This window comes from Zooshikella sp. RANM57, from assembly GCF_050749885.1.
GTDB lineage: Bacteria > Pseudomonadota > Gammaproteobacteria > Pseudomonadales > Zooshikellaceae > Zooshikella.
In genome coordinates this window covers 203412-224944 of sequence record NZ_JBOIUB010000009.1, presented here as the reverse complement: position 1 = coordinate 224944, position 21533 = coordinate 203412, and the positions used below count along the sequence as shown (strand labels likewise).

Below are 21533 nucleotides of genomic sequence, written 5' to 3'. Positions count from 1 at the left end.
CTACTCACCAAACGTATCAAGCGGAAAATCCTCGGATTCAGCCAACACTTGCTCTAAACTACGCTGTAAACTTTGCGGATTATTTGCGGCTTTATAGTCAATAATACCTGGCTGATTCAGTGAGTGAGCTTCATTAATACAAAATCCAATGGTATGAATCATAACCGGAGATTCACGTCCAATTTTTTCAACAATGGACTCAGGTTCTTCACCAAGATTTGCTTCACCATCGGTAACAATCACTAAGTGATATTCACCATAGCCTAACTGCGCTTTTGCTTGTTGAGAAAGTGCCTGGTAGCCAGTACGAATAGCTGATAATAAAGGTGTACCACCTTCAACAATGACAGATTTAATTGCTTTTACAAACTGATCTTTGTTATTTGAAGATAATGCAACCCGCTCAGAAAGCCCTGATTTATCAAATACTAATAATCCCAAATTAGCACTGGCTGGGATCTGACTGGCAAAAACTTCTAACGCTTCCATCGCTGCGTATATTTTTAGTTTTCCACCACCACATTCCCCACCCGCCATTGAGCCACTGCCGTCAAGCACAACATAATAATTTGTTTGTAATAAATCCTCAGCGACTGGATTATTTTCTGGCAGCTTTGGCCAAGTATTGAGTAATGGCTGCATATTATAAGGGCGGCCATCATCACGACTTGGAGGGATAGACTGACTATCTCCCTCATGAGCAACTGAAGTTGTTGCTGGACTGCTCGCAGCTGAATTATTTTGTGCCGTGTTTGTTCCTGACTCTTCACAAGCTGTTAGCCAAAACGACAACACAAGCAGTATAAATAAGCGTTTATCCATGTGACCATTCCTTACCTTGACTACTTTTCAGATTGCCTATAATGGTCTAAACACGGATGACTCTGCTTCTACTTGCAGAATTCTAAACTGCACCCGCATATTTGACCGCCATTGCTTTTCTGTTTTTGGTACACAAGGATCAGCGCCACACACTCCTGTTTTGGGAGCACTAATACCATGGCCGACAACAGCAAACTGGGAAGGATCTAGTGATACGCCTTTATTTTTAGCAAAATCAATAATGTTATCACGCACTTCCTGTGCCCTACTCAAACTTAAATTACGTGCTGCTTGTTTTATCCGACCTAATACCATCCGCGAAGCACTGGCTTTGCGCTTTCGTAAATAATTCATCGGATCACTATGCCCTTCTATGGTGATAATAGCGCCACCATAAGTACTGGCTAAATCCATTACCTTTTTAAATGCGTCTTCATACAATTCTGCAGAAAATGTTTTTTGATTTGGCTTAAAGAATACTTCAAACGAAAATAATTCTCCTTGATCAAGATTTCCCTGTTGCTGTTTTTGAGTAACCAATGCAGCGACTTTGCTTTCATCAAACTTAGGCGCTTCAGCCACATTAACTTGTGACAAGCCCTTTTTAAGCTTGTCATAATCCCACCTTGCTTGTGCAATTTCCTGTTGTTGCTGTAATAAACCTACTTGCTGTAAGCCTTGTTGACTTTCTTTTACAATAACTACAAAGCGGCGTGGGTAAGCATTATTTTCAAAAAACTTAACATTTCCATCATATCCCACATGTCGAGCATCCTGATACATGCCCTCAGCGTCAGCCAGCGCCTGCTCACTATCCAGCAGTCCTTTCGCTGCTGCTCGCATCATTTGCTCATAGGCTTTGCTATCCGCTGTACGTTGCTTGACAATATTGCTCATAGACTCTTGTCCAAGTAACAAGCTTCGTGCAAATTTTTCTACTACATCACGATGCTGTTTGAAAAAATCGCTACGCACCGCATAAACATCTGCAATCACCGTATCTGCTGTTTTTGTCGATAATAAAATTTTTGCACCTTTAACAGAGTCTTCTGCACCTGTTCCTACATTGCCACCGGCCGTCAATGCCAATGCATCAGGAATAATGACAAATGCAGCATCAATATCTTTTTCATAAAATGCCGCCATGGGACTATTGTCAGTGCCTGTGAGATCTTTGACCCATCGGACATTAATATCCTTAAACGTTAAGCCAGCATCAGCAAGAATTCGAGATAAATAATCCACATGAGGACCATAAGCCTGTAATACGACTGTTTTGCCTCTTAAATCTTTAACCGTTTTAATCCCGGATTTAACGACAAGTGCATCCCCACCAGCCGAATCGGTTAATTTGTAAATAACAATAGGCTTTGTCTTTGCGTCTTTACTAATAACATCCATTGCCATGTTCAACATACCGATAGTACCTCGGAGAAAAGGTGAATCACCTTTCAAATAATGTTGAACTTGTTTAGCAAAATCATCTTCACGGGTTAACCTTAATTTGAGTCCCTGCTGTGCTACTATCGAGTTTGCTTGAGTAGAAAGGTTGTTACCATTAGCGTGAATAACAGCAATATCTCCCCCCCAGCTAATAAAAGGCACCTGCAATACATCACCTTCTACAGGCCCTACCTTGGCTGATACTACTTGGTTTAAAGGCTTAATATTTATGTATTCAACCGCTACAGCTAAACTGCTTAATAGTAGGCTTGCGGTCACTACTAATGCTCGCAGCATATGCCTCTCCTTTCATTTTGAATCTTGTTGTTATCAATCTTTAATATGCAGTATTTTTGCGGATACAAATTGATTTATTACAGCCTTTGTACTGACAGGCTCATTCTTGATCATGGTATTCTACCCTTCACATTGAGTATATGATCTACACTATAGCTGTTTTAAGATACTTCTTAGCTAAATAAAACGGCGAAATCATACGCTGTTTACTTTTTTAAGACAGTGAAAGGCACATATTTTTACATATTTCTTAATTTTTAATCGCAAAAAAGCAAATCTAAACAATTACTCACAATAACAGTGTATGTTGAAAATATGTCATTTATTTCGAATCTAATACTCATTTAACGTTCTAAATGAGTCAGGGTGGTTTAAGTTAAAATTATCAACATGTTGTCTTATTTCTGGATTGAATCCTTCTCGTCGAACTGACTCAATAAGATCCCTAAACTCCACTTGGTCTTTAATCACCGTACTACCTGCAATATTCTTCAATGGGTGATCGGCTACTATCTTGCCACCCCGGTTTACATCAGGACCATTACCTCGATCATCAGTATAATATTGAGATAACACCAATAACCGTGATCCTAAAAAACAGGCTTCTTCTAAATCATGAGTCACAAAAAATATTGTCAGCTGTTCTTTTTCCCAAATATCCAATAAAAAAATCTGTAAATCTTCTCGTGTATCAGGGTCTAAAGCACCAAAAGGCTCATCCATCAACAATACAGGATGTTTCATAATGAGTGCTTGTGCAATAGCAGCACGCTGTTGCATCCCACCCGACAACTCATGAGGGTATTTTTCAGCAGCCTCGGTCAGACGTACCCTTTCAAGTAAACTCATTGCTTCTTCTTCCCACCCAGACTGCCGTCGCCATGGCATCCACCAACGTTGATGAGTAAGGTGTTTTCCTAGCAAAACGTTATCTAAAACTGATAAATGTGGGAAAAGTGAATATCTCTGAAAGACAATCCCTCGATATGGATCAGGAAAACCTGCAGGTTGTCCTTCAACCAAAATTGATCCCTGATTAGCCTGTTCCTGTCCAAGTATCAGACGTAGTAATGTAGACTTGCCACAACCACTCGGTCCCACAAGTGTACAGAACTCACCGTGTGATACGTGTAGGTCAATATCATCTAACACACACTTGGAGCCATAGCTTTTAACTACATCTGTTATTTCAAGCTTTTTGAAAGCTGTACCGGATCCTGTTGAAGTCATATGATTTACCTTTACTTTTTGCTCTCTGCGTACCAGCTAAACATTTTCCGATTAAGCAGACTTAACAGGAAATCAAGGGTAAAACCCAGAAAAGTAATCCAGGCAACATACGGAATAATGACATCCATTGCTAAATATCGGCGCATAAGGAATATACGATATCCTAGCCCTTCCGTTGCCGCTATTGCTTCTGAAGCAATTAAAAAGAGCCATGCAGCACCAAGACACAAACGTAACGAGTCAATCGCCCTAGGCAACACCTGCGGTAAAATAATACGATAGGTTAAAGCCATTGATGATGCCCCCATAGTCAGTGATTTTACCAACTGCTCCCTTGGTACCTTGATCACCGATAAATATATATCACGAGTCATTACTGGAAACGTACCTATAAAAATAAGTGCAATTTTTCCAAACTCATCAACGCCAAAAGCAATGAATAAAATAGGTAAAATCGCCAGAGGAGGAACCATCGCAATCATTGTGATAAACGCTAACAATACTGACCTAAAGCCAACAAACAAGCCAATATTCAAGCCTAATAGAATCGCAACAAGTAATGCACTCCCTACACCAATAACTATTCTCGTCAAACTCGCAAGTGTATCTTGCCATAACAAATAATCTCCAGTTCGACGGTCAGGAGCAAAAGCCATTCGCTGAATAGCATCTCCCATTTGCGATAAACTAGGAAGAATCTTATCCGCTGGGTTTTCAGCCAAACGTGCATCTGAGGCCCATAAGTAAGCAATTATTACTAGGACAAAAGGCAATAATATTAGCAAACGCTTTAGCCATACGGGCGGATTGGCATGTAGGCCTATGACTAATGGTGGTTTATTCATAAAATAACACCTTATAAACGATCACTATGTTTGTACATACTACACTATAAAGGTAGTCATGGATCACTCACCGAAGAAACTCATCAACAATTTGAGGTTACTCACATATGGGCACCTCTAAAAATAGTGATTTATTGTGAGAGTAAGGAAGCACTGCATAGAGGACCGCAGTGTATAAGCCATACATGAGAGCTAATCAACTGCTGTATGCTTAGCGATAACAACCTTAAGTATTTAATAAGCGCTACATGGGGCAAGAGTACAGCGCTGACATAGCTTTTATCAATCCCCTTTGCAGTAAACCTCATAAGGTAATGTCTAACACTTCAATCACTCCAAAGCGAAGTAATGTTCAAACATTAAGAGCATGAATCTATATTGAACGTGGGTTTAATCTACTAAAACGAATAAATAAGAAAACGCTTGTCGGGGATTATTATGAGTTCAAAAAAATAATTAATATAAAAAAGTAACGTAATTATAATAATTAAAACGTTAAGCTCTACGTAATGAAATAGTTATACTCAAAAGCCCTGTATTAATAGAATGCCTACCCCCTGTTATGACTGACAAATAAACTTCATCAGCTCTTTATGTCACATTATTTTAACAAAAAATGTCGCTTATACGCAATAATTATAGAAGAAACTTATGCCGCCATAACAAAACCATCGTACAAAATACTATAGTATTACTCTTATAGTTACTTATAACATAAGGAGTAATTCAAAAGAACAGTCTTCACTCAATAAGCAATGATCTACCAACCCAAATACATACATAAAGTTAATTATACGTGTTTGATAAATAAAGGAGTAAGATATGGGATATCTGTAAAATGTAACTGACAGTTTCTTATTAAAACCTAAAATAGGTTCCACTAGAGCAACTTAATATACAAAGAAATCCTTTTTTATTCGGATTTCTTCATATAAATATGTTTAACCTGAGCAAAGTTTCCCATTGGTTTCAACCACTTTAACTCTTTTGTCATCAAGGTAGGTAAATTACTTGCGTCCAAATTACTAACTAGTGCTCGATCAAAAACCATCCAGTAGTTTTTCTTATTGATAAAAATTACACCAGAATACAATTCACTCTTTGCTAAAGCAAAACCTTGAATAAACTCTGGTAACGCTTTAGCCACCGTATCAGCTATAGTCTGAGCAATCACGCTGTATCCAGACAATACAGGATGACCATTTTCATTCTTCGGATATAGCATAACTCGACTCAAAGCCGCTTTTTGAAATGGATCAACAATATCAACATACATACTTCCATCACCCAACTCACTCAATTCTTTACTAAACCACTTAATCCTTGCTTCCTCATCTGTTATTAACCTTTTATAGTGTTCTGGAACATCTAATTTTTTTTCTGTATTTATTTTATTTTTATAAACTAACTCTTTCGTTGGAATAATTGTGTATATGACTTGAATATTGAGCGGTTTTAAAATACTTCTAATATCTTTTGCTACTTGCAGCATAATTTTGTAACCTACATCAACGACAGGTGACTTCAGGTTATTCTCACCTCGTAATTTAGGCGTAAATATAGTGGAAACACCATCAGAAAAACTAACAGGCCACTGATACTTTTTAGGCTCAGGAAATTCAACCACAGGCGCATCACTTGAAGATAAATGGGTATCAAGCCTATACCGCGCCCAAAGATCAGATCCATAGGCCAAACTAAAGGATTCTAAAGGATCATTACCCGTATAAAAAGCAACAACCAGAATAAGGGGTTGAAACACTGAAGCATTTCTTGCAGCTTCAAAGTATTGAATGGCTCCCCACCCTCCAGTGGCCATTGCATACTGCGTTACATACTTTTTATTAAACTCTAAAAAATTATTAAAAATATGTGGCCAGTTATATATAATGGGAGCATTATTACCATAAGTTTGGCTATCACCTACAATCACTATTTCTGCTTGATTGGGCACACCAAAGTTTCTAAACCCTAAAATATCATGAGGTCCCATACCACTCATATCAGGTAATAACGGCTTAGCTCTCACTTTGAAAACTGGATCTTGTATGAGAAAATCTACAGACTTAATGTCCTCTTCCCTAAAAATATTGTCGAAGAAAGGAGGAACTTTCTTATCTATTTGAACTAACTGTAAGTCAGTTCCTTTACCAAGTAAACCTGGTGCTAAATATCTTAATATAAGTAATGCGACAGCCAGTAACAGTAAGGTTATTAAGCCAATGGCAGTATACTCTTTTAGCTTTTCGTTCATAATCAAAATAACGTATAAATAAACGGAGCAATAGCAGAGCCTTGGGATAGAACAATCAAAGCTCCCAACAATACAAATACTGTGATAATTGGCATTAACCAGTATTTTTTACGCGTTTTCATCAATCCCCATAGGTCTTTCATTAAATCCCACATTAGAAAGGCCTCTCAAAGTCAAATACTTTCATACGATCAGACTGTACTATATAGCTATTTTTTGACTCACTTTGCTCAGGTAAAATCTCTAACTTTTTCAACTTTCTCATAACAAAGCCAAAAGGTGTTATCACAACAAAAAAAAGTAAACCTAATACTAAAAAAGTATTAATTTTTCCAAGCACTCCCGCAAACCTCATCCATCCATCAAACACCTTTTTTTTGATCCTAAACTTTACCAACAAAAATGAAAATGAAACGACTGCAGCTATAAAAGGCCATGCGGGAATACTATATTCAAACAACCATGGCAAAAGAAAGCCAAAAATCAAAATAACCATACCGCCAAAAGTAACAAAAAAAGTATTAACTTCTTTTTTATTAGTCTGGTTCATAGTTCTTTTTCCAGTTTCTTGATAAAAGTTCTTTGGGCTGTTTATTTTTATAAATAACAGCTTGCTCTAAAACCAGTATATCCATATCGGTGGCCATAAAACATTCAAAGGCATCTTGTGGAGAGCATACAGGCGGTTCTCCTCGCACATTAAAAGAGGTATTAATTACCATCGGAATACCTGTAAGCTGGTAAAAACTAGAAATTAGTTTGTGAAATTTCGGATTGGTTTCTTTGTTTACTGTTTGTAATCGTGCAGAGTAATCTGCATGAGTAATAGCAGGCACATCAGATTTTTCAATATTTAGCAACTCTAATCCTTTTACATATTCAGGAATATTTTTCCGATGGTTTTCTTTTATTGGGGCAGTAAATAACATATAAGGACTTATCTGTGAAAAATTAAAATAATCTTCTGCATACTCTTCTAATACTGAAGGAGCAAATGGTCTAAATGATTCTCGGAATTTAATCTTCATATTCATTTTCATCTGCATTTCAGGAGAACGAGGATCTCCAATGATAGATCGGCCTCCTAGAGCTCTTGGTCCAAACTCCATTGCCCCTTGATACCAACCAATGACATTTTGATTATTGATTTCATTTGCAACATCAATACACAGCTCCTCTTCTGATTTCACTGAATAAACTGCATTAAGACTATCCAGATATTGCGTTATTTCTGCTACAGTGTATGAATTTCCAAGAAATGCTCCCCGCATACTATCTTTATCATTAATACTCCTTTCTTTTTTAAAATGTAAATGCCACAATGCTAATGCAGCACCAAGAGAACCTCCTGCGTCTCCTGAAGCAGGCTGAATCCAAATGTTAGAAAAGGGCCCATTATTTAATAAAGCACTATTGGCCACGCAGTTAAGCGCCACACCTCCAGCTAAACAAATAGAATTTGTTGGCTCTTCTTTATTAATAGTACAAGCGAGTTTTAAAACAACATCCTCAGTCACTTCCTGTATTGATGCAGCAATATCAAGGTCTAACTGCCGAATGGGCTGATCAGACTTTCTTGGTTCTGCATTAAATAACTTTGAAAATGAATCATTTGTCATCCTAAGCCCAGTAACATAGTCAAAATATTCCATGTTTAACTTATATGACCCATCCTCTTTTATCTCAATAATTTTTTCCCTAATTAAATTACTGTACTTTGCCTCACCATAAGGAGCTAACCCCATTAATTTATACTCACCACTATTAACTTTAAAACCAGTAAAATAGGTAAACGCAGAATAAAGTAACCCAATAGAGTGAGGAAAATTTATTTGCCATAAGGGTGTTATTTTTTCTTTTTCTCCTAGCCATGCACTCGACGTTGCCCATTCTCCAACCCCATCAAGACAAAGAATAACGGACTTTTCGAATGGGGAGGGATAAAATGCTGAAGCTGCATGGGATAAATGATGCTCAGAAAAAAGTAATTTTCCTTTAAACTTCTCCTCAGCAATACGACTAAGCTGCTGTTTAATTTCTTTTTTAAGATAAAGCTTTTCTTTAAGCCAGATCGGCATTGATGTTTTAAATGACAGCCATCCCTTTGGAGCATATGCCAAATAACTTTCTACTAAACGTTCAAACTTTAATAAGGGTTTATCGTAAAAAACTACGCAGTCAACATCTGATAAATGAATACCTGCCAATGACAAAGACATCTTTATTGCATTTACAGGAAATCCAGCATCATGCTTTACACGACTAAACCTCTCTTCTTGTAAAGCACATAGAATTCGTCCATCTTTCAGTAAGGTTGCAGCACTGTCATGATAATAAGCAGAAATACCCAATATATATGTCATTACATTTTTCTTTCTTCAAAGCACCTATATTCACAAATATAGTTAATACTTTAGTTCAATTAATGACATCTGTTATTTTTTTACTGCTATTTCAGCGCAGCTTACTCAAGAAATGAATAGCTATATTAAACAATACTGCTAATTTCACTCTAGTTTTCATACCAATAGAAAAGGGGCCATAAGGCCCCTTTTTGAATACCTAAACTAAAATGCTTAGATATTTTTACCAAGTGATGTATTCTCAGAACGCAAGTCACGACATGCTTGAGCAATACGCTCAGCCATACCTTGCTCTGCCGCTTTACCCCAAGAGCGAGGATCGTAAACTTTTTTGTTTCCTACTTCACCTTCAACTTTCAATACACCGTCATAGTTTTTAAACATATGATCTACAACAGGACGTGTAAATGCATATTGTGTATCAGTGTCGATATTCATTTTAACAACACCGTATTCCAACGTTTCATGAATTTCATGTAATTCAGAACCTGAACCGCCGTGGAATACTAGGTCTAAACGAGCATCTTTGCCTAATGCTTTTGCTACAGCATCCTGTCCGTCACGCAAAATTGTGGGTTTCAGTTTAACGTTACCTGGCTTGTAAACACCGTGTACATTACCAAACGTAGCAGCTAACAAGAAACGGCCCATTGAACCAATTTCTTTTGCAGCCATAACCATATCTTCTGGAGTAGTATAAAGCTTGTCAGCAGAAACACCTGAAGTGTCGTGGCCATCTTCTTCACCACCTACAACACCTGTTTCAATTTCCAGAATAATTTCGTTAGCAACACAGTCAGCCATGATTTTTTTCGACTCTGCAATGTTTTGCTCCATTGGCAATGCAGAACCGTCATACATGTGAGAGTTAAACAAGTTAGGTAAGCCTGCTGCACGGCGTTTTTTTGTTTCTTCAATCAGCGGCTTCAAAAATGAGTCAACATACTCTGGATGGCAGTGGTCAGTGTGCAGTGCAATGTTAATATCATATTCTTCAGCAAGAATATGGACATAAACAGCCAGGGCAATTGCACCTTTAGCCATTGAGCCCACTGCTTGACCTGAAGCGAATTTTCCACCACCCGTTGATACTTGAATAATGCCATCAGAGTTTGCCATTTTAAAACCCTGCAACGCAGCATTAGCTGTTTCACTGGAAGACACGTTAATCGCTGGATAAGCAAATTTATTTTTCTTGGCATTATCCAGCATTTGACAATACTGTTGGTAATTAACCACTGGCATGATGCGTTTTCTCCAATTATTTTAAAAAGTTGGCCGGGTAATGAGTTCAGTTTAGCGAGGAGACTATTACCCTAAAATGTTTAACAACCAAGTGCAAAGCACTTGGTTATAAGAAGTTATCAATAATTAACTTTTTTGAGCACGCTCTTCAAGCATGGCCACAGCAGGCAGTTTTTTACCTTCTACAAATTCCAAGAAAGCACCACCACCTGTTGAGATGTAAGACACTTTCTCAGCAATTTCATACTTATCAATTGCTGCAAGCGTGTCACCACCACCCGCCAGAGAAAAAGCATCACTATCTGCAATGGCTAGTGAAAGCGCTTTTGTACCTTCACCAAACTGATCAAACTCAAAAACACCTACAGGTCCATTCCAAATAATGGTTTTGGTTTCAGCCAGCAAAGCAGCAAACTGTTTTGCAGTTTCAGGACCAATATCTAAAATCATATCGTCATCTGCAACATCATCCACAGACTTAATTGTAGCTTCAGCAGATTCAGAAAATTCTTTAGCCGTAACAACATCCACAGGCAATGGAATGTTGGTTTTTGCCATTAGCTTTTTAGCTTCAGGAATCAAGTCGTGCTCACACAGAGACTTACCTACAGGCTTACCAGCAGCGGCTAAAAATGTATTAGCGATACCACCACCGACAATCAACTGATCAACGACATTTGATAGCGACTCAAGTACGGTCAGCTTAGTGGATACCTTAGAGCCACCCACAATAGCAGCGACAGGTTTAGCTGGACTCAGTAATGCTTTGGCTAAAGCATCCAATTCATTGGCTAACAAAGGTCCCGCACATGCTACTGGAGCATATTGTCCCACGCCATGAGTAGAAGCTTGTGCACGGTGAGCAGTACCAAATGCATCCATAACGTATACATCACACAGCGCAGCCATTTTTTTAGCTAACGCTTCATCATTCTTTTTCTCGCCTTTGTTAAAGCGAACATTTTCCAGCAGTACAACTTCTCCAGCGCTTACTTCAACGCCATCAAGCCAATTTTTCACCAAGCGAACTGGCTGTCCAAGTTTTTCACCCATATATTCTGCAACAGGCGCTAAAGAAAACTCTTCAGCATATTCACCTTCTGTTGGACGACCTAAGTGAGACATCAGCATCACTTTTGCACCGGCAGCGATGGCTTGCTTAACCGTTGGCAAAGAAGCCATGATACGAGCATCACTGGCTACCTTTCCATTTTTTATGGGAACGTTTAGATCTTCACGAATAAGTACTCGCTTGCCCGCTAGATCAAGATCAGTCATTTTCAATATGGTCATGCTGTTTCCTATATACCTTCTTGTTGCAACGTATTACTCGACACACATCTGTTTGCGGCCATGTTGAGAGCACCCTACTCACTGTATTTATTAGTTTATGTGATGTAATAGGAGCCTCGACAAAATTATAAGATGTAGTGTAATCGAGAATTTTTATGTTGTTTCAAGCCATCTGCTTAAGCCAATGTAGACTGACGTCCAGCATACGATTGGCAAATCCCCACTCGTTATCAAACCAGGTGACCATTTTCACCATCTGACCACGAATAACTTTGGTTTGGGTCAAGTCAACTATAGATGAGTGTGAATCATGGTTAAAATCACATGAAACAAGTGGCTCTTCAACGTATCTCATCAGCCCTCTTAGTGGACCTCGAGCCGTCTGACGGATCATGTCATTAAGTTCCGCCACGGTTGTTGTACGTTTTACCTGTACTGTTAAGTCCATTGCCGACACATTGATCGTAGGCACACGCATTGATAAGGCAGCAAAGCACCCAGCTAAGTGTGGCATCAGACGATCAATTCCTTTAGCCAATCCAGTATCTCTCGGAATAATTGACTGCATTGCACTTCGTGTCAGACGCAAGTCTGTATGGTGATACGCATCAATAACCGGTTGATCATTCATAGCTGAATGGATAGTGGTAATCGTCCCATGCTCAATACCAAAATGGTCGTCTAATGTTTTTAGTACAGGAACAATACAATTGGTGGTGCAAGATGCATTGGAAACAATTCTGTGGAAAGGTTTTAATTGTACTTCGTTGATACCATAAACGATGGTGGCATCAACTGTAGATTCTGCTGGTTGTGAAAATAATAGCCGTTTAGCACCACTGTGCAGATGCACTTCGGCAGTTTCTCTATCAGTGTAAGAGCCCGTACACTCCAAAACCAAATCAATCCCGAGTGCCTCCCAAGGCAAATTTTTAGGTTCGGGATGATTAAGCAGCTGAATTTGGTCCCCATTAACAATTAAAGAATTATTTTCTTGTCTGACCTGAGCAGGGAAATAACCATGCGTAGTATCAAAACGGGTAAGGTAGGCAATTGTTTCTGGGTCAGCTAACTCATTAATGGCTACTACTTGCAGGTGCTGGCGATATCGATTTTCATATAGCGCCCTTAATACACACTGCCCAATTCGACCATAACCATTAATTGCTATACGGTGGGCCATTAAGTTACTGGATACCTCACTCTAAGCTTCACTTCTGAAAATAAACTCCAATCAGGTAAACACTTTATTTAAGAACGACTCGCCTATTATATGTTGTTATTAATAGCCTTGTAATATTTGCATTAGACTACTTAGTAGCACTTATTAGTCACTGTCAAGCTTAGCAAAGTAACGAATTAACCTCTACTAAATGCTTTTTACTGGGCATATAAAAATTTGCTCTACAACTAAAATGGGCGACTCACGCCGCCCATTTCTACTTTTCTGTATTAAATATCAGAAAGTAAATCTTCTGCGGTATTAACGACATGATCTACTGTAAAGCCGAACATCTCGAATAATTCACCTGCAGGTGCTGATTCGCCATAGGTGGTCATACCGACAATACGACCATCCAAGCCAACATATTTATACCAGAAGTCAGCATGGGCAGCTTCAATAGCAATTCTCGCAGTCACTTCTAAAGGCAGAACCGACTGTTTGTATTCAACTGACTGTTCATCAAACACATCAGTAGAAGGCATTGATACAACACGTACCTTATGACCTTTAACGGATAATGCATCAGCTGCATCCATTGCCAAGCCAACTTCTGAACCTGTCGCAATCAAAATCAAGTCAGGCGTTCCTTCGCTATCACGAAGTACATAACCACCTTTAGCTACATCCGCCACTTGAGCATCAGTACGTGCTTGATGAGGCAGATTTTGACGAGAGAAAATCAATGCTGAAGGACCATCAGCACGTTCTATAGCAGATTTCCATGCTACCGCCGTTTCAACCGTGTCACATGGACGCCACATTGCCAGGTTAGGTGTTGATCTTAAGTTTGCCAGCTGTTCAATAGGCTGGTGAGTTGGACCATCTTCACCTAGACCAATTGAGTCATGAGTGTATACAAAAATACTGCGTTTTTTCATCAGAGCAGCCATACGCACGGCATTACGCGCATACTCCATGAATACGAGGAATGTCGCACCATAAGGTACAAAACCACCATGCAGCGCTAAGCCATTCATGATCGCAGACATGCCAAACTCACGAACCCCATAAAACAGGTAGTTACCTGCAGGCATGTCTTTGCTTACACCCACACAGCCTTTCCAAAGGGTCAAGTTAGAACCCGCAAGGTCAGCAGAGCCACCCATAAATTCAGGCAACAGTGGACCAAAGGCATTAAGTGTATTTTGCGATGCTTTACGACTCGCAATTGTCTCACCTGTCAATTGGCAGTCACGGACATACTGCTCTGCTTTAGCAGAAAAGTCAGATGGCAATTCACCACTCATACGACGACTAAATTCAGCCGCTAAATCAGGATACTCTTTTTGATACGCTGCGAATAATTCATTCCACTGTTGTTCACGGCTAGCACCCGCTTCTTTAGCATCCCAAGCACTATAAATGCTTGCAGGTACTTCAAAAGGTGCATGCTGCCAACCCAGCTGTTGACGTGTTAAGGCAATTTCATCATCACCCAGTGGTGCACCATGACACTCTTCTTTACCAGACTTATTGGGAGAACCATAACCAATAATGGTTTTACAGCAGATTAACGTGGGTTGATCCGTGTTAGCACGAGCTTGTTCGATCGCCGCTTTAATGGCTTCAGGATCATGACCATCAACACCAGGAATAACTTGCCAGCCATAAGCTTCAAAACGCTTGGCAGTATCATCAGTGAACCAGCCTTCTACCTCACCATCAATGGAAATACCATTATCGTCATAAAAGGCAATTAACTTACCAAGCCCTAACGTACCGGCTAGAGAACACACTTCATGGGAAATACCTTCCATGAGGCAGCCATCACCTAAGAATGCATAAGTATAGTGGTCAACAATCGAAAGATTCGGACGGTTGAATTGGCCTGCCAATACTTTTTCTGCAACTGCAAAACCTACTGCATTGGCAATACCTTGTCCTAAAGGACCTGTTGTTGTCTCAACGCCAGGCGCATAACCATACTCTGGGTGTCCTGCTGTTTTTGAATGCAATTGGCGGAAATTCTTCAAGTCATCAATAGACAGCTCATAACCACTCAAATGCAATAAAGAGTACAGCAGCATGGAACCGTGACCATTGGATAATACAAAGCGGTCACGATTGCTCCACTTAGGATTCACAGGATTATGTTGCAGGTAATCGCGCCAAAGTACTTCTGCGATATCTGCCATGCCCATGGGGGCACCCGGATGGCCACTTTTAGCCTTTTGTACTGCATCCATGCTAAGTGCACGAATTGCATTAGCACATTCTTTCCGAGGTGACATGGCTTCACTAGACGGCATGGAAAACTCCTAGGATGTTCAAGTAGCAACCAAAGAACGGCATTTTCGCTTTTTCTGGTCTATACAGCAAATTTCTTGCACGTTAAAACCACCTACTGACCATCAAATATTAAAAACTAGAAATTAATAAATAATATCTATATCAATGAGATTAGATATAGATATTGTTATCACATTTTAATGTTGCTAGACTGCTCCACATGAAATCCCAAGACCCTCTACTCAATGATACTCACAGCCTTTCAATTGATCGGTTGGTCAGGCTATGTAAAGCCTGTGCAGACCCTCAGCGAATGGCTATTTTGCGGGTGTTGAAAAACAACTCATTTGGGGTTCTTGAGTTATCCGCTGTTTTGGATTGCCGACAATCTGGTGTCAGTCATCACCTAAAAGTATTAGTTCAAGCTGAATTAATTACGCACCATCGTGAAGGTAATTCGATCTTTTACCGACGAGCGGTGATTCCTCAAACGCATCCACTTCGATCTGTTATTCAAGGCTTATTCAATAATCTCGATCAACTCCCCCTGGAAGAAAAGTATCAGCAGGGAGTCGACATCATTCGCGCTCAGCGAGCTGAATCTTCACAGGCTTTTTTTGCTCGTCATGCTGACCGGTTTAATGAACAACAAGTACTTATTGCTGAATATGGCCAATATGCGCGTGTTGCAGCTGATGCTGTTCATGGCCTTCACTTCAAGTCAAAAGATACAGCGATTGAAATAGGCCCAGGCGAAGGTGTCTTTCTCGCGGAGCTAGCACCACAATTTTCGCAGATTTATGCCGTTGATAACTCACAACAAATGTTAGATCGCGCTCAAGCCTTTGCTCAGGCTAATCAGCTTACCAACATTGAATTTATTCATGGTGAAGCCCAGCAGGCACTTGAGCTTGGAGTACAAGCAGACTGCGTGGTGATGAACATGGTATTACACCATGTTCCCTCTCCCGCAGAGCTGTTTATCACCATTGGCAAACTTCTAAAACCAGAAGGGCATCTGGTGGTATGTGACCTTTGTCGTCATGACCAAAGCTGGGTCAGGGATAATTGTGGCGACTTATGGTTGGGGTTTGCCAGTGAAGACTTTTCCGAGTGGGCATACAACGCTCAGTTGGAAACGGGAGAAAGCCTGTACCTTGGGCTGCGTAATGGTTTCCAGATCCAGGTACGCTGCTTTCGTAAACAATCAAAGCCAAATGATCTAGGCCCTAGTATCACTTAATTTTAAGAAAAGGATATGCCGTTATGGCTGAATACTCTTTGTTTACGTCAGAATCCGTCTCAGAAGGACATCCTGATAAAGTAGCGGACCAGATATCCGATGCCATTCTTGATGCCATTATAAAAGACGACCCTAATGCACGTGTTGCTGTGGAAACACTGGTTAAAACAGGCATGGTATTGGTAGCAGGTGAAGTCCGTACTGAAACCTATGTTGATATTGAAGACCTCGTGCGCGACGTTGTACTAAAAATTGGTTATGACCATTCAGACATGGGTTTTGATGGTGCCTCTTGTGCCGTATTAAATGCGATCGGTAAACAGTCTGCTGATATCGCAATAGGTGTAGATGAAAATGACAGTAAAAAGCTCGGGGCTGGTGACCAAGGCCTGATGTTCGGCTATGCATCCAATGAAACCGATGTACTGATGCCGGCTCCTATTACTTATGCTCACCGATTAGTAGAACGTCAAGCCCACGTTCGTAAAAGCGGCATTTTGCCTTGGCTACGTCCCGATGCAAAAAGTCAGGTCACCTTCCACTATGACAGCTATGGCAAACCTGTTGGCATCGATGCTGTCGTCCTTTCTACTCAGCATGAAGACGGTATTAGCCAAGAAAATATTCGTGAAGCGGTACTTGAAGAAATTATCAAACCTGTTTTACCTGCAGAGTGGCTAGGCAAACAAACAAAATATTTTATTAACCCAACAGGCAAGTTTGTGATTGGTGGTCCTGTGGGTGACTGTGGCTTAACTGGCCGGAAGATCATCGTTGATACCTATGGTGGCATGGCACGTCACGGTGGTGGAGCATTCTCTGGTAAAGATCCATCAAAAGTAGACCGCAGTGCAGCTTATGCTGGTCGTTATGTTGCCAAGAATATTGTTGCTGCAGGCTTGGCTGACCGCTGTGAAATTCAGGTTTCTTACGCTATTGGTGTCTCTGATCCAACCTCTATCAGCGTTAATACATTTGGTACAGGTAAAACATCTGATGAGAAAATTGAGGCTCTGGTACGTGAACATTTTGACTTAACGCCACAAGGCTTAATCGACATGTTGAATCTACGCCGTCCTATTTACCAGAAAACGGCTACCTACGGGCACTTCGGCCGTGAAGAACCTGAATTCTCTTGGGAGCAAACAGACAAAGCTCAAATTCTTCGTGATGCAGTAAGCTGATTACTAACCGATCAAGGATGACCGTGTTGCAGAAATAGTTACAGCTCTTGGCTTTAATGTAGTCATAAGCATTTTAATAAAACACCGCTGTAGTCGTATTTTTGCAACACACTAACCTGCGCTAATTCAATAAACATTGCATGTTAAATCATAAAAGGACGAATCACAGGACAAAACCTATGGCACATAATGATTACAAAGTAGCTGATATTTCTCTGGCGGATTGGGGGCACCAGGAAATAGCGATTGCTGAAACAGAAATGCCAGCCCTCATGGCTATTCGTGCCCAGTATAAAAATCAAAAGCCATTGGCTGGTGCAAAGATCATGGGCTGTATTCACATGACTATCCAGACGGCTGTATTGATTGACACTTTAGTTGACCTGGGTGCTGAAGTTCGCTGGTCATCATGTAATATTTTCTCAACTCAAGACCATGCAGCAGCGGCTATGGCTGATAAAGGTGTTCCAGTTTTTGCTTGGAAAGGTGAAACAGAAGAAGAATACTTGTGGTGTATTGAGCAAACCATACTCAAGGATGGTAAACCTTGGGGTGGAAATATGATTCTTGATGATGGTGGCGATCTCACTGAAATTCTCCACAACAAATATCCCGAATTATTAGATGCTGTACATGGTATTTCTGAAGAAACAACCACAGGTGTTCATCGCTTGCTTGAAATGCTTGAGCAAGGCTCCTTAAAAGTACCCGCCATTAATGTTAACGATGCCATCACTAAATCTAAAAATGACAATAAATATGGCTGCCGCCATAGTCTGAATGATGCGATTAAACGTGGAACAGACCATTTATTAGCAGGTAAAAAAGCGCTTGTCATTGGCTATGGTGACGTTGGTAAAGGTTCTGCAGCGTCTCTTCGACAAGAAGGCATGATTGTTAAAGTGACCGAAATTGATCCAATCTGTGCAATGCAAGCCTGCATGGATGGCTTTGAAGTGGTATCCCCCTACATCAACGGCAAAAACACAGGCAATACCGAGTGCATTAATCAAGCCCTGTTAAATACCACGGATTTAATCGTTACCACTACCGGTAATGCTGATGTTTGTGATCGTTTCATGCTAGCTGCTCTCAAGCCTGGTGCCGTTGTCAGCAACATAGGTCATTTTGATATTGAAATTGATACTGCTTACATGCGCCAGCACTGGCGCTGGGAAGAAGTTAAGCCTCAAGTACATAAGATTTATCGCAGCGATGATGCCAAAGACTTCATCCTATTGCTTTCTGAAGGACGGCTAGTCAACCTGGGTAATGCCACTGGCCACCCCTCTCGTATTATGGATGGCTCCTTTGCCAATCAGGTTTTAGCACAAATTCATTTATTCCAAGCTAAGTTTGCAGACCTATCCCCAACTGAAAAGACCAAAAGTCTTTACGTACGAGTACTTCCTAAAAAACTCGATGAAGAAGTGGCTCGTTATATGGTGGAAGGCTTTGGCGGTGTTATTACCCAACTTACGTCTAAACAAGCTGAATATATTAATGTAGCTGTAGAAGGTCCTTATAAACCCGACAGCTATAAATATTAATTATATACCAGAGCACTTCCTGGCCAATCGCCTTCTCTGGCCAGGAAAACATGGTAAAACTGTCGTATAGCCACAACTATGGAATCACAAAAAAAACACCCGAAACGCTTTAGCTTTGAATTTTTCCCGGCCAAAACGCCTGCAGGCCAAGAAAAACTTTTAACAACAGCTAAACGACTGGCTGAGTATAAACCTGACTTTTTTTCTGTCACCTATGGTGCCGCAGGGTCCACTCGGGATAGAACCAAAGAAACCGTGCTCGCTATTACTGAAGCGACACACGTTGATACTGCACCACACCTATCGTGTATTGGTGCAAATAAAGAAGAAATCGCAGATTTATTAAAAGACTACCAAGCACACCAGATTAAGCGCATTGTTGCACTTCGTGGTGATATGCCTTCAGGTATGGGGCTGGCTTCTGGAGAACTACGTTATGCAAATGAGCTCGTCAGCTTTATTCGGGAAACAACCCAACAACAATTTATTTTAGAAGTAGCGGCCTATCCTGAAATTCACCCTCAGGCGCCTAATGCAGAAAAAGACCTGGAAAACTTTAAACGCAAAGTTGATGCAGGTGCCAATGCTGCAATTACACAGTATTTCTATAATGCCGACAGTTATTTTTATTTTGTTGAGCGCTGTGAAAAACTGGGGATAAACATTCCAATTACACCTGGCATTATGCCAATCACGAATTACACCAAGCTAGCTCGGTTCAGTGATGCGTGTGGTGCAGAATTACCCCGCTGGATAAGAAAACAGCTTGAAGCTTATGGGGATGATATAACAAGTATTCGCCAGTTTGGGGAGGATGTTATCACTCAGCTTTGTGAGCGACTGTTAGATGCTGGAGCACCTGGTATTCACTTTTATACACTCAATCAGGCTGATCCCAGTTTGGCTGTTTGGAATAACCTCAACCTATCAAATCGACGTTAATCCAGATCTCTCACTATGCTATAGTTGCCGTTCTGGCAATATAGCTTAGTGATTGACTTCATGCGAATTCCTCGAATATATACTTCCCAACCACTTTCCCACACTGAACATCTAATGCTTGATTCCTTAGCAGCCAACCATGTAGGTAAAGTGCTAAGAATGAAACCAGGAGAGCAGATATATTTATTTAATGGCACTGGAGACTGTTATTTAGCAGAACTCACAGAAGTCTCCAAGAAAACAGTTGTCGCCAATGTGCTGAAAAAAAACTCAGCGCAGTGTGAATCACCATTATCCATTCACATTGGGCAGTGCTTATCTCGTGGTGAACGCATGGACTATGCTATCCAGAAAGCCACTGAATTGGGCGTTACCCAGATCACTCCGCTCTTTAGTACACGCTGTGAAGTTAAGCTACCCAAAGAGCGACAAGAGAAAAAACTACAACATTGGCGACAAATCGCTATAAGCGCCTGCGAACAATGTGGTCGCAATGTATTGCCAGAAATCCATGCACCTTTACCTGTTGATCAATGGTTAACTCAACGTTCGGAGGCATTACGATTAGTGCTGCATCACCACGCAGCAACCCCACTGGGCAACCATAAACAACCCAATGATATTGCGTTACTGATCGGTCCCGAGGGCGGGTTAACGGAGGAAGAAGTCAACCTGGCTAACCAGCACCAATTTCATTCGACAACCTTTGGCCCACGGGTATTGAGAACAGAAACTGCACCAGTAGCCGCACTCTCAGTACTTCAATATTGCTGGGGCGATTGGCAGTAAAATACGCAGCATAAATAACAAAAAAAGCCTGCTACCAGCAGGCTTTTTTACTTAAAAATAAAATAGCGCGAAATTAGGCTAAACCATAAGCCAAAATCATTGTTTCTAAACTATCAAGTTTGGGAATGATAGCTGGCTCACCATGAGCAAGCACATGCATTGCTTCAAGCTCGCCTTGGTTAGGTTCATCCTGAGCAATCACATCTGACTCGGTCAGTCGTACTGAGTGTGGAATCCCTTGCACAACAATAGCAAAAAAAGCTAATTCTCGATTACCACTGATACTGTTAATAATCGCTACCCTAGCGTTTCGACTGGTACCTCGATACTCTTCACCATTAGCGACTTCAAATGAAATCACAGGGATTGACTGTTCCCGCCAATTGATTTGTCCAAGATGCCATTCTGGCGTATCGCTTGAAGATGAAGGCTGCTGAAAGCCTATAATTTCAGCCACACTCACGTTGGGTAGCAACAACATTTTATCTTGGATGGGAATTAGTAAGCTTGAAAGAACTTCATCCCGATCTTGGGTTAACTGTGCTTTTGCCATAGGGCGTTATCTCTTACTCTCTCGCA

General features: G+C 40.6%; 18 protein-coding genes. 5 read left to right on the top strand and 13 right to left on the bottom strand.

Features of this window, described 5'->3' with window-relative positions:
- From ACQ96U_RS18860 to tkt, 12 genes are all read right to left on the bottom strand, one after another.
- Positions 1–822, bottom strand: a complete 822-nt coding sequence (locus ACQ96U_RS18860) for a vWA domain-containing protein (RefSeq protein ID WP_431722815.1) — start codon at positions 820–822, stop codon at positions 1–3.
- 36 nt (positions 823–858) lie between these two features.
- Positions 859–2562 (bottom strand): ABC transporter substrate-binding protein, encoded by a 1704-nt coding sequence (locus ACQ96U_RS18855; RefSeq protein WP_431722814.1) that lies wholly within the window; start codon positions 2560–2562, stop codon positions 859–861.
- Between the two features lie 333 nt (positions 2563–2895).
- On the bottom strand, positions 2896–3792 hold the full coding sequence (locus ACQ96U_RS18850) for an ABC transporter ATP-binding protein (RefSeq protein ID WP_431722813.1): 897 nt from the start codon (positions 3790–3792) through the stop codon (positions 2896–2898).
- A gap of 11 nt (positions 3793–3803) precedes the next feature.
- Positions 3804–4637, bottom strand: coding sequence for an ABC transporter permease (locus ACQ96U_RS18845; protein ID WP_431722812.1), 834 nt, complete (start codon positions 4635–4637; stop codon positions 3804–3806).
- 913 nt (positions 4638–5550) lie between these two features.
- Positions 5551–6891 (bottom strand): hypothetical protein, encoded by a 1341-nt coding sequence (locus ACQ96U_RS18840; protein ID WP_431722811.1) that lies wholly within the window; start codon positions 6889–6891, stop codon positions 5551–5553.
- A gap of 2 nt (positions 6892–6893) precedes the next feature.
- Positions 6894–7034 carry a DUF5989 family protein gene (locus ACQ96U_RS18835; RefSeq protein WP_431722810.1) on the bottom strand — a complete coding sequence of 47 codons (141 nt, stop codon included), beginning with the start codon at positions 7032–7034 and terminating at the stop codon, positions 6894–6896.
- Positions 7035–7045: 11 nt separating this feature from the next.
- A complete protein-coding gene (locus ACQ96U_RS18830) occupies positions 7046–7441 on the bottom strand; it encodes an SxtJ family membrane protein (protein WP_431722809.1) in 396 nt (131 codons plus the stop codon).
- Positions 7428–9254 carry a carbamoyltransferase family protein gene (locus ACQ96U_RS18825; protein ID WP_431722808.1) on the bottom strand — a complete coding sequence of 609 codons (1827 nt, stop codon included), beginning with the start codon at positions 9252–9254 and terminating at the stop codon, positions 7428–7430. Before ACQ96U_RS18825 ends, ACQ96U_RS18830 begins: the two co-directional genes overlap by 14 nt.
- Before the next feature lie 213 nt (positions 9255–9467).
- Positions 9468–10499 carry a class II fructose-bisphosphate aldolase gene (gene fbaA, locus ACQ96U_RS18820; protein ID WP_431722807.1) on the bottom strand — a complete coding sequence of 344 codons (1032 nt, stop codon included), beginning with the start codon at positions 10497–10499 and terminating at the stop codon, positions 9468–9470.
- A gap of 126 nt (positions 10500–10625) precedes the next feature.
- Positions 10626–11792, bottom strand: a complete 1167-nt coding sequence (locus ACQ96U_RS18815) for a phosphoglycerate kinase (protein ID WP_431722806.1) — start codon at positions 11790–11792, stop codon at positions 10626–10628.
- A gap of 163 nt (positions 11793–11955) precedes the next feature.
- Positions 11956–12975 carry a type I glyceraldehyde-3-phosphate dehydrogenase gene (gap, locus tag ACQ96U_RS18810; RefSeq protein WP_431722805.1) on the bottom strand — a complete coding sequence of 340 codons (1020 nt, stop codon included), beginning with the start codon at positions 12973–12975 and terminating at the stop codon, positions 11956–11958.
- A gap of 269 nt (positions 12976–13244) precedes the next feature.
- The gene (gene tkt / locus ACQ96U_RS18805) at positions 13245–15248 is read right to left on the bottom strand and encodes a transketolase (RefSeq protein WP_431722870.1); all 2004 of its coding nucleotides are present in this window, start codon (positions 15246–15248) and stop codon (positions 13245–13247) included.
- Positions 15249–15466: 218 nt separating this feature from the next.
- Between tkt and ACQ96U_RS18800 the strand changes: the two genes are divergently transcribed.
- The 5 genes from ACQ96U_RS18800 to ACQ96U_RS18780 all read left to right on the top strand — a co-directional run bounded on the left by ACQ96U_RS18800 (position 15467) and on the right by ACQ96U_RS18780 (position 20954).
- Positions 15467–16489, top strand: coding sequence for an ArsR/SmtB family transcription factor (locus ACQ96U_RS18800; protein ID WP_431722804.1), 1023 nt, complete (start codon positions 15467–15469; stop codon positions 16487–16489).
- Between the two features lie 23 nt (positions 16490–16512).
- On the top strand, positions 16513–17673 hold the full coding sequence (gene metK, locus ACQ96U_RS18795; RefSeq protein WP_431722803.1) for a methionine adenosyltransferase: 1161 nt from the start codon (positions 16513–16515) through the stop codon (positions 17671–17673).
- 179 nt (positions 17674–17852) lie between these two features.
- On the top strand, positions 17853–19223 hold the full coding sequence (gene ahcY / locus ACQ96U_RS18790; protein WP_431722802.1) for an adenosylhomocysteinase: 1371 nt from the start codon (positions 17853–17855) through the stop codon (positions 19221–19223).
- Between the two features lie 78 nt (positions 19224–19301).
- Entirely contained in the window at positions 19302–20165 is an 864-nt protein-coding gene (metF, locus tag ACQ96U_RS18785; protein WP_431722801.1) for a methylenetetrahydrofolate reductase [NAD(P)H], read from the top strand.
- Positions 20166–20225: 60 nt separating this feature from the next.
- Positions 20226–20954 (top strand): 16S rRNA (uracil(1498)-N(3))-methyltransferase, encoded by a 729-nt coding sequence (locus ACQ96U_RS18780; RefSeq protein ID WP_431722800.1) that lies wholly within the window; start codon positions 20226–20228, stop codon positions 20952–20954.
- 73 nt (positions 20955–21027) lie between these two features.
- Here the strand turns inward: ACQ96U_RS18780 and ACQ96U_RS18775 are convergent, their stop codons facing one another.
- Entirely contained in the window at positions 21028–21507 is a 480-nt protein-coding gene (locus ACQ96U_RS18775; RefSeq protein WP_431722799.1) for a chemotaxis protein CheW, read from the bottom strand.
- Positions 21508–21533: the final 26 nt, after the last annotated feature.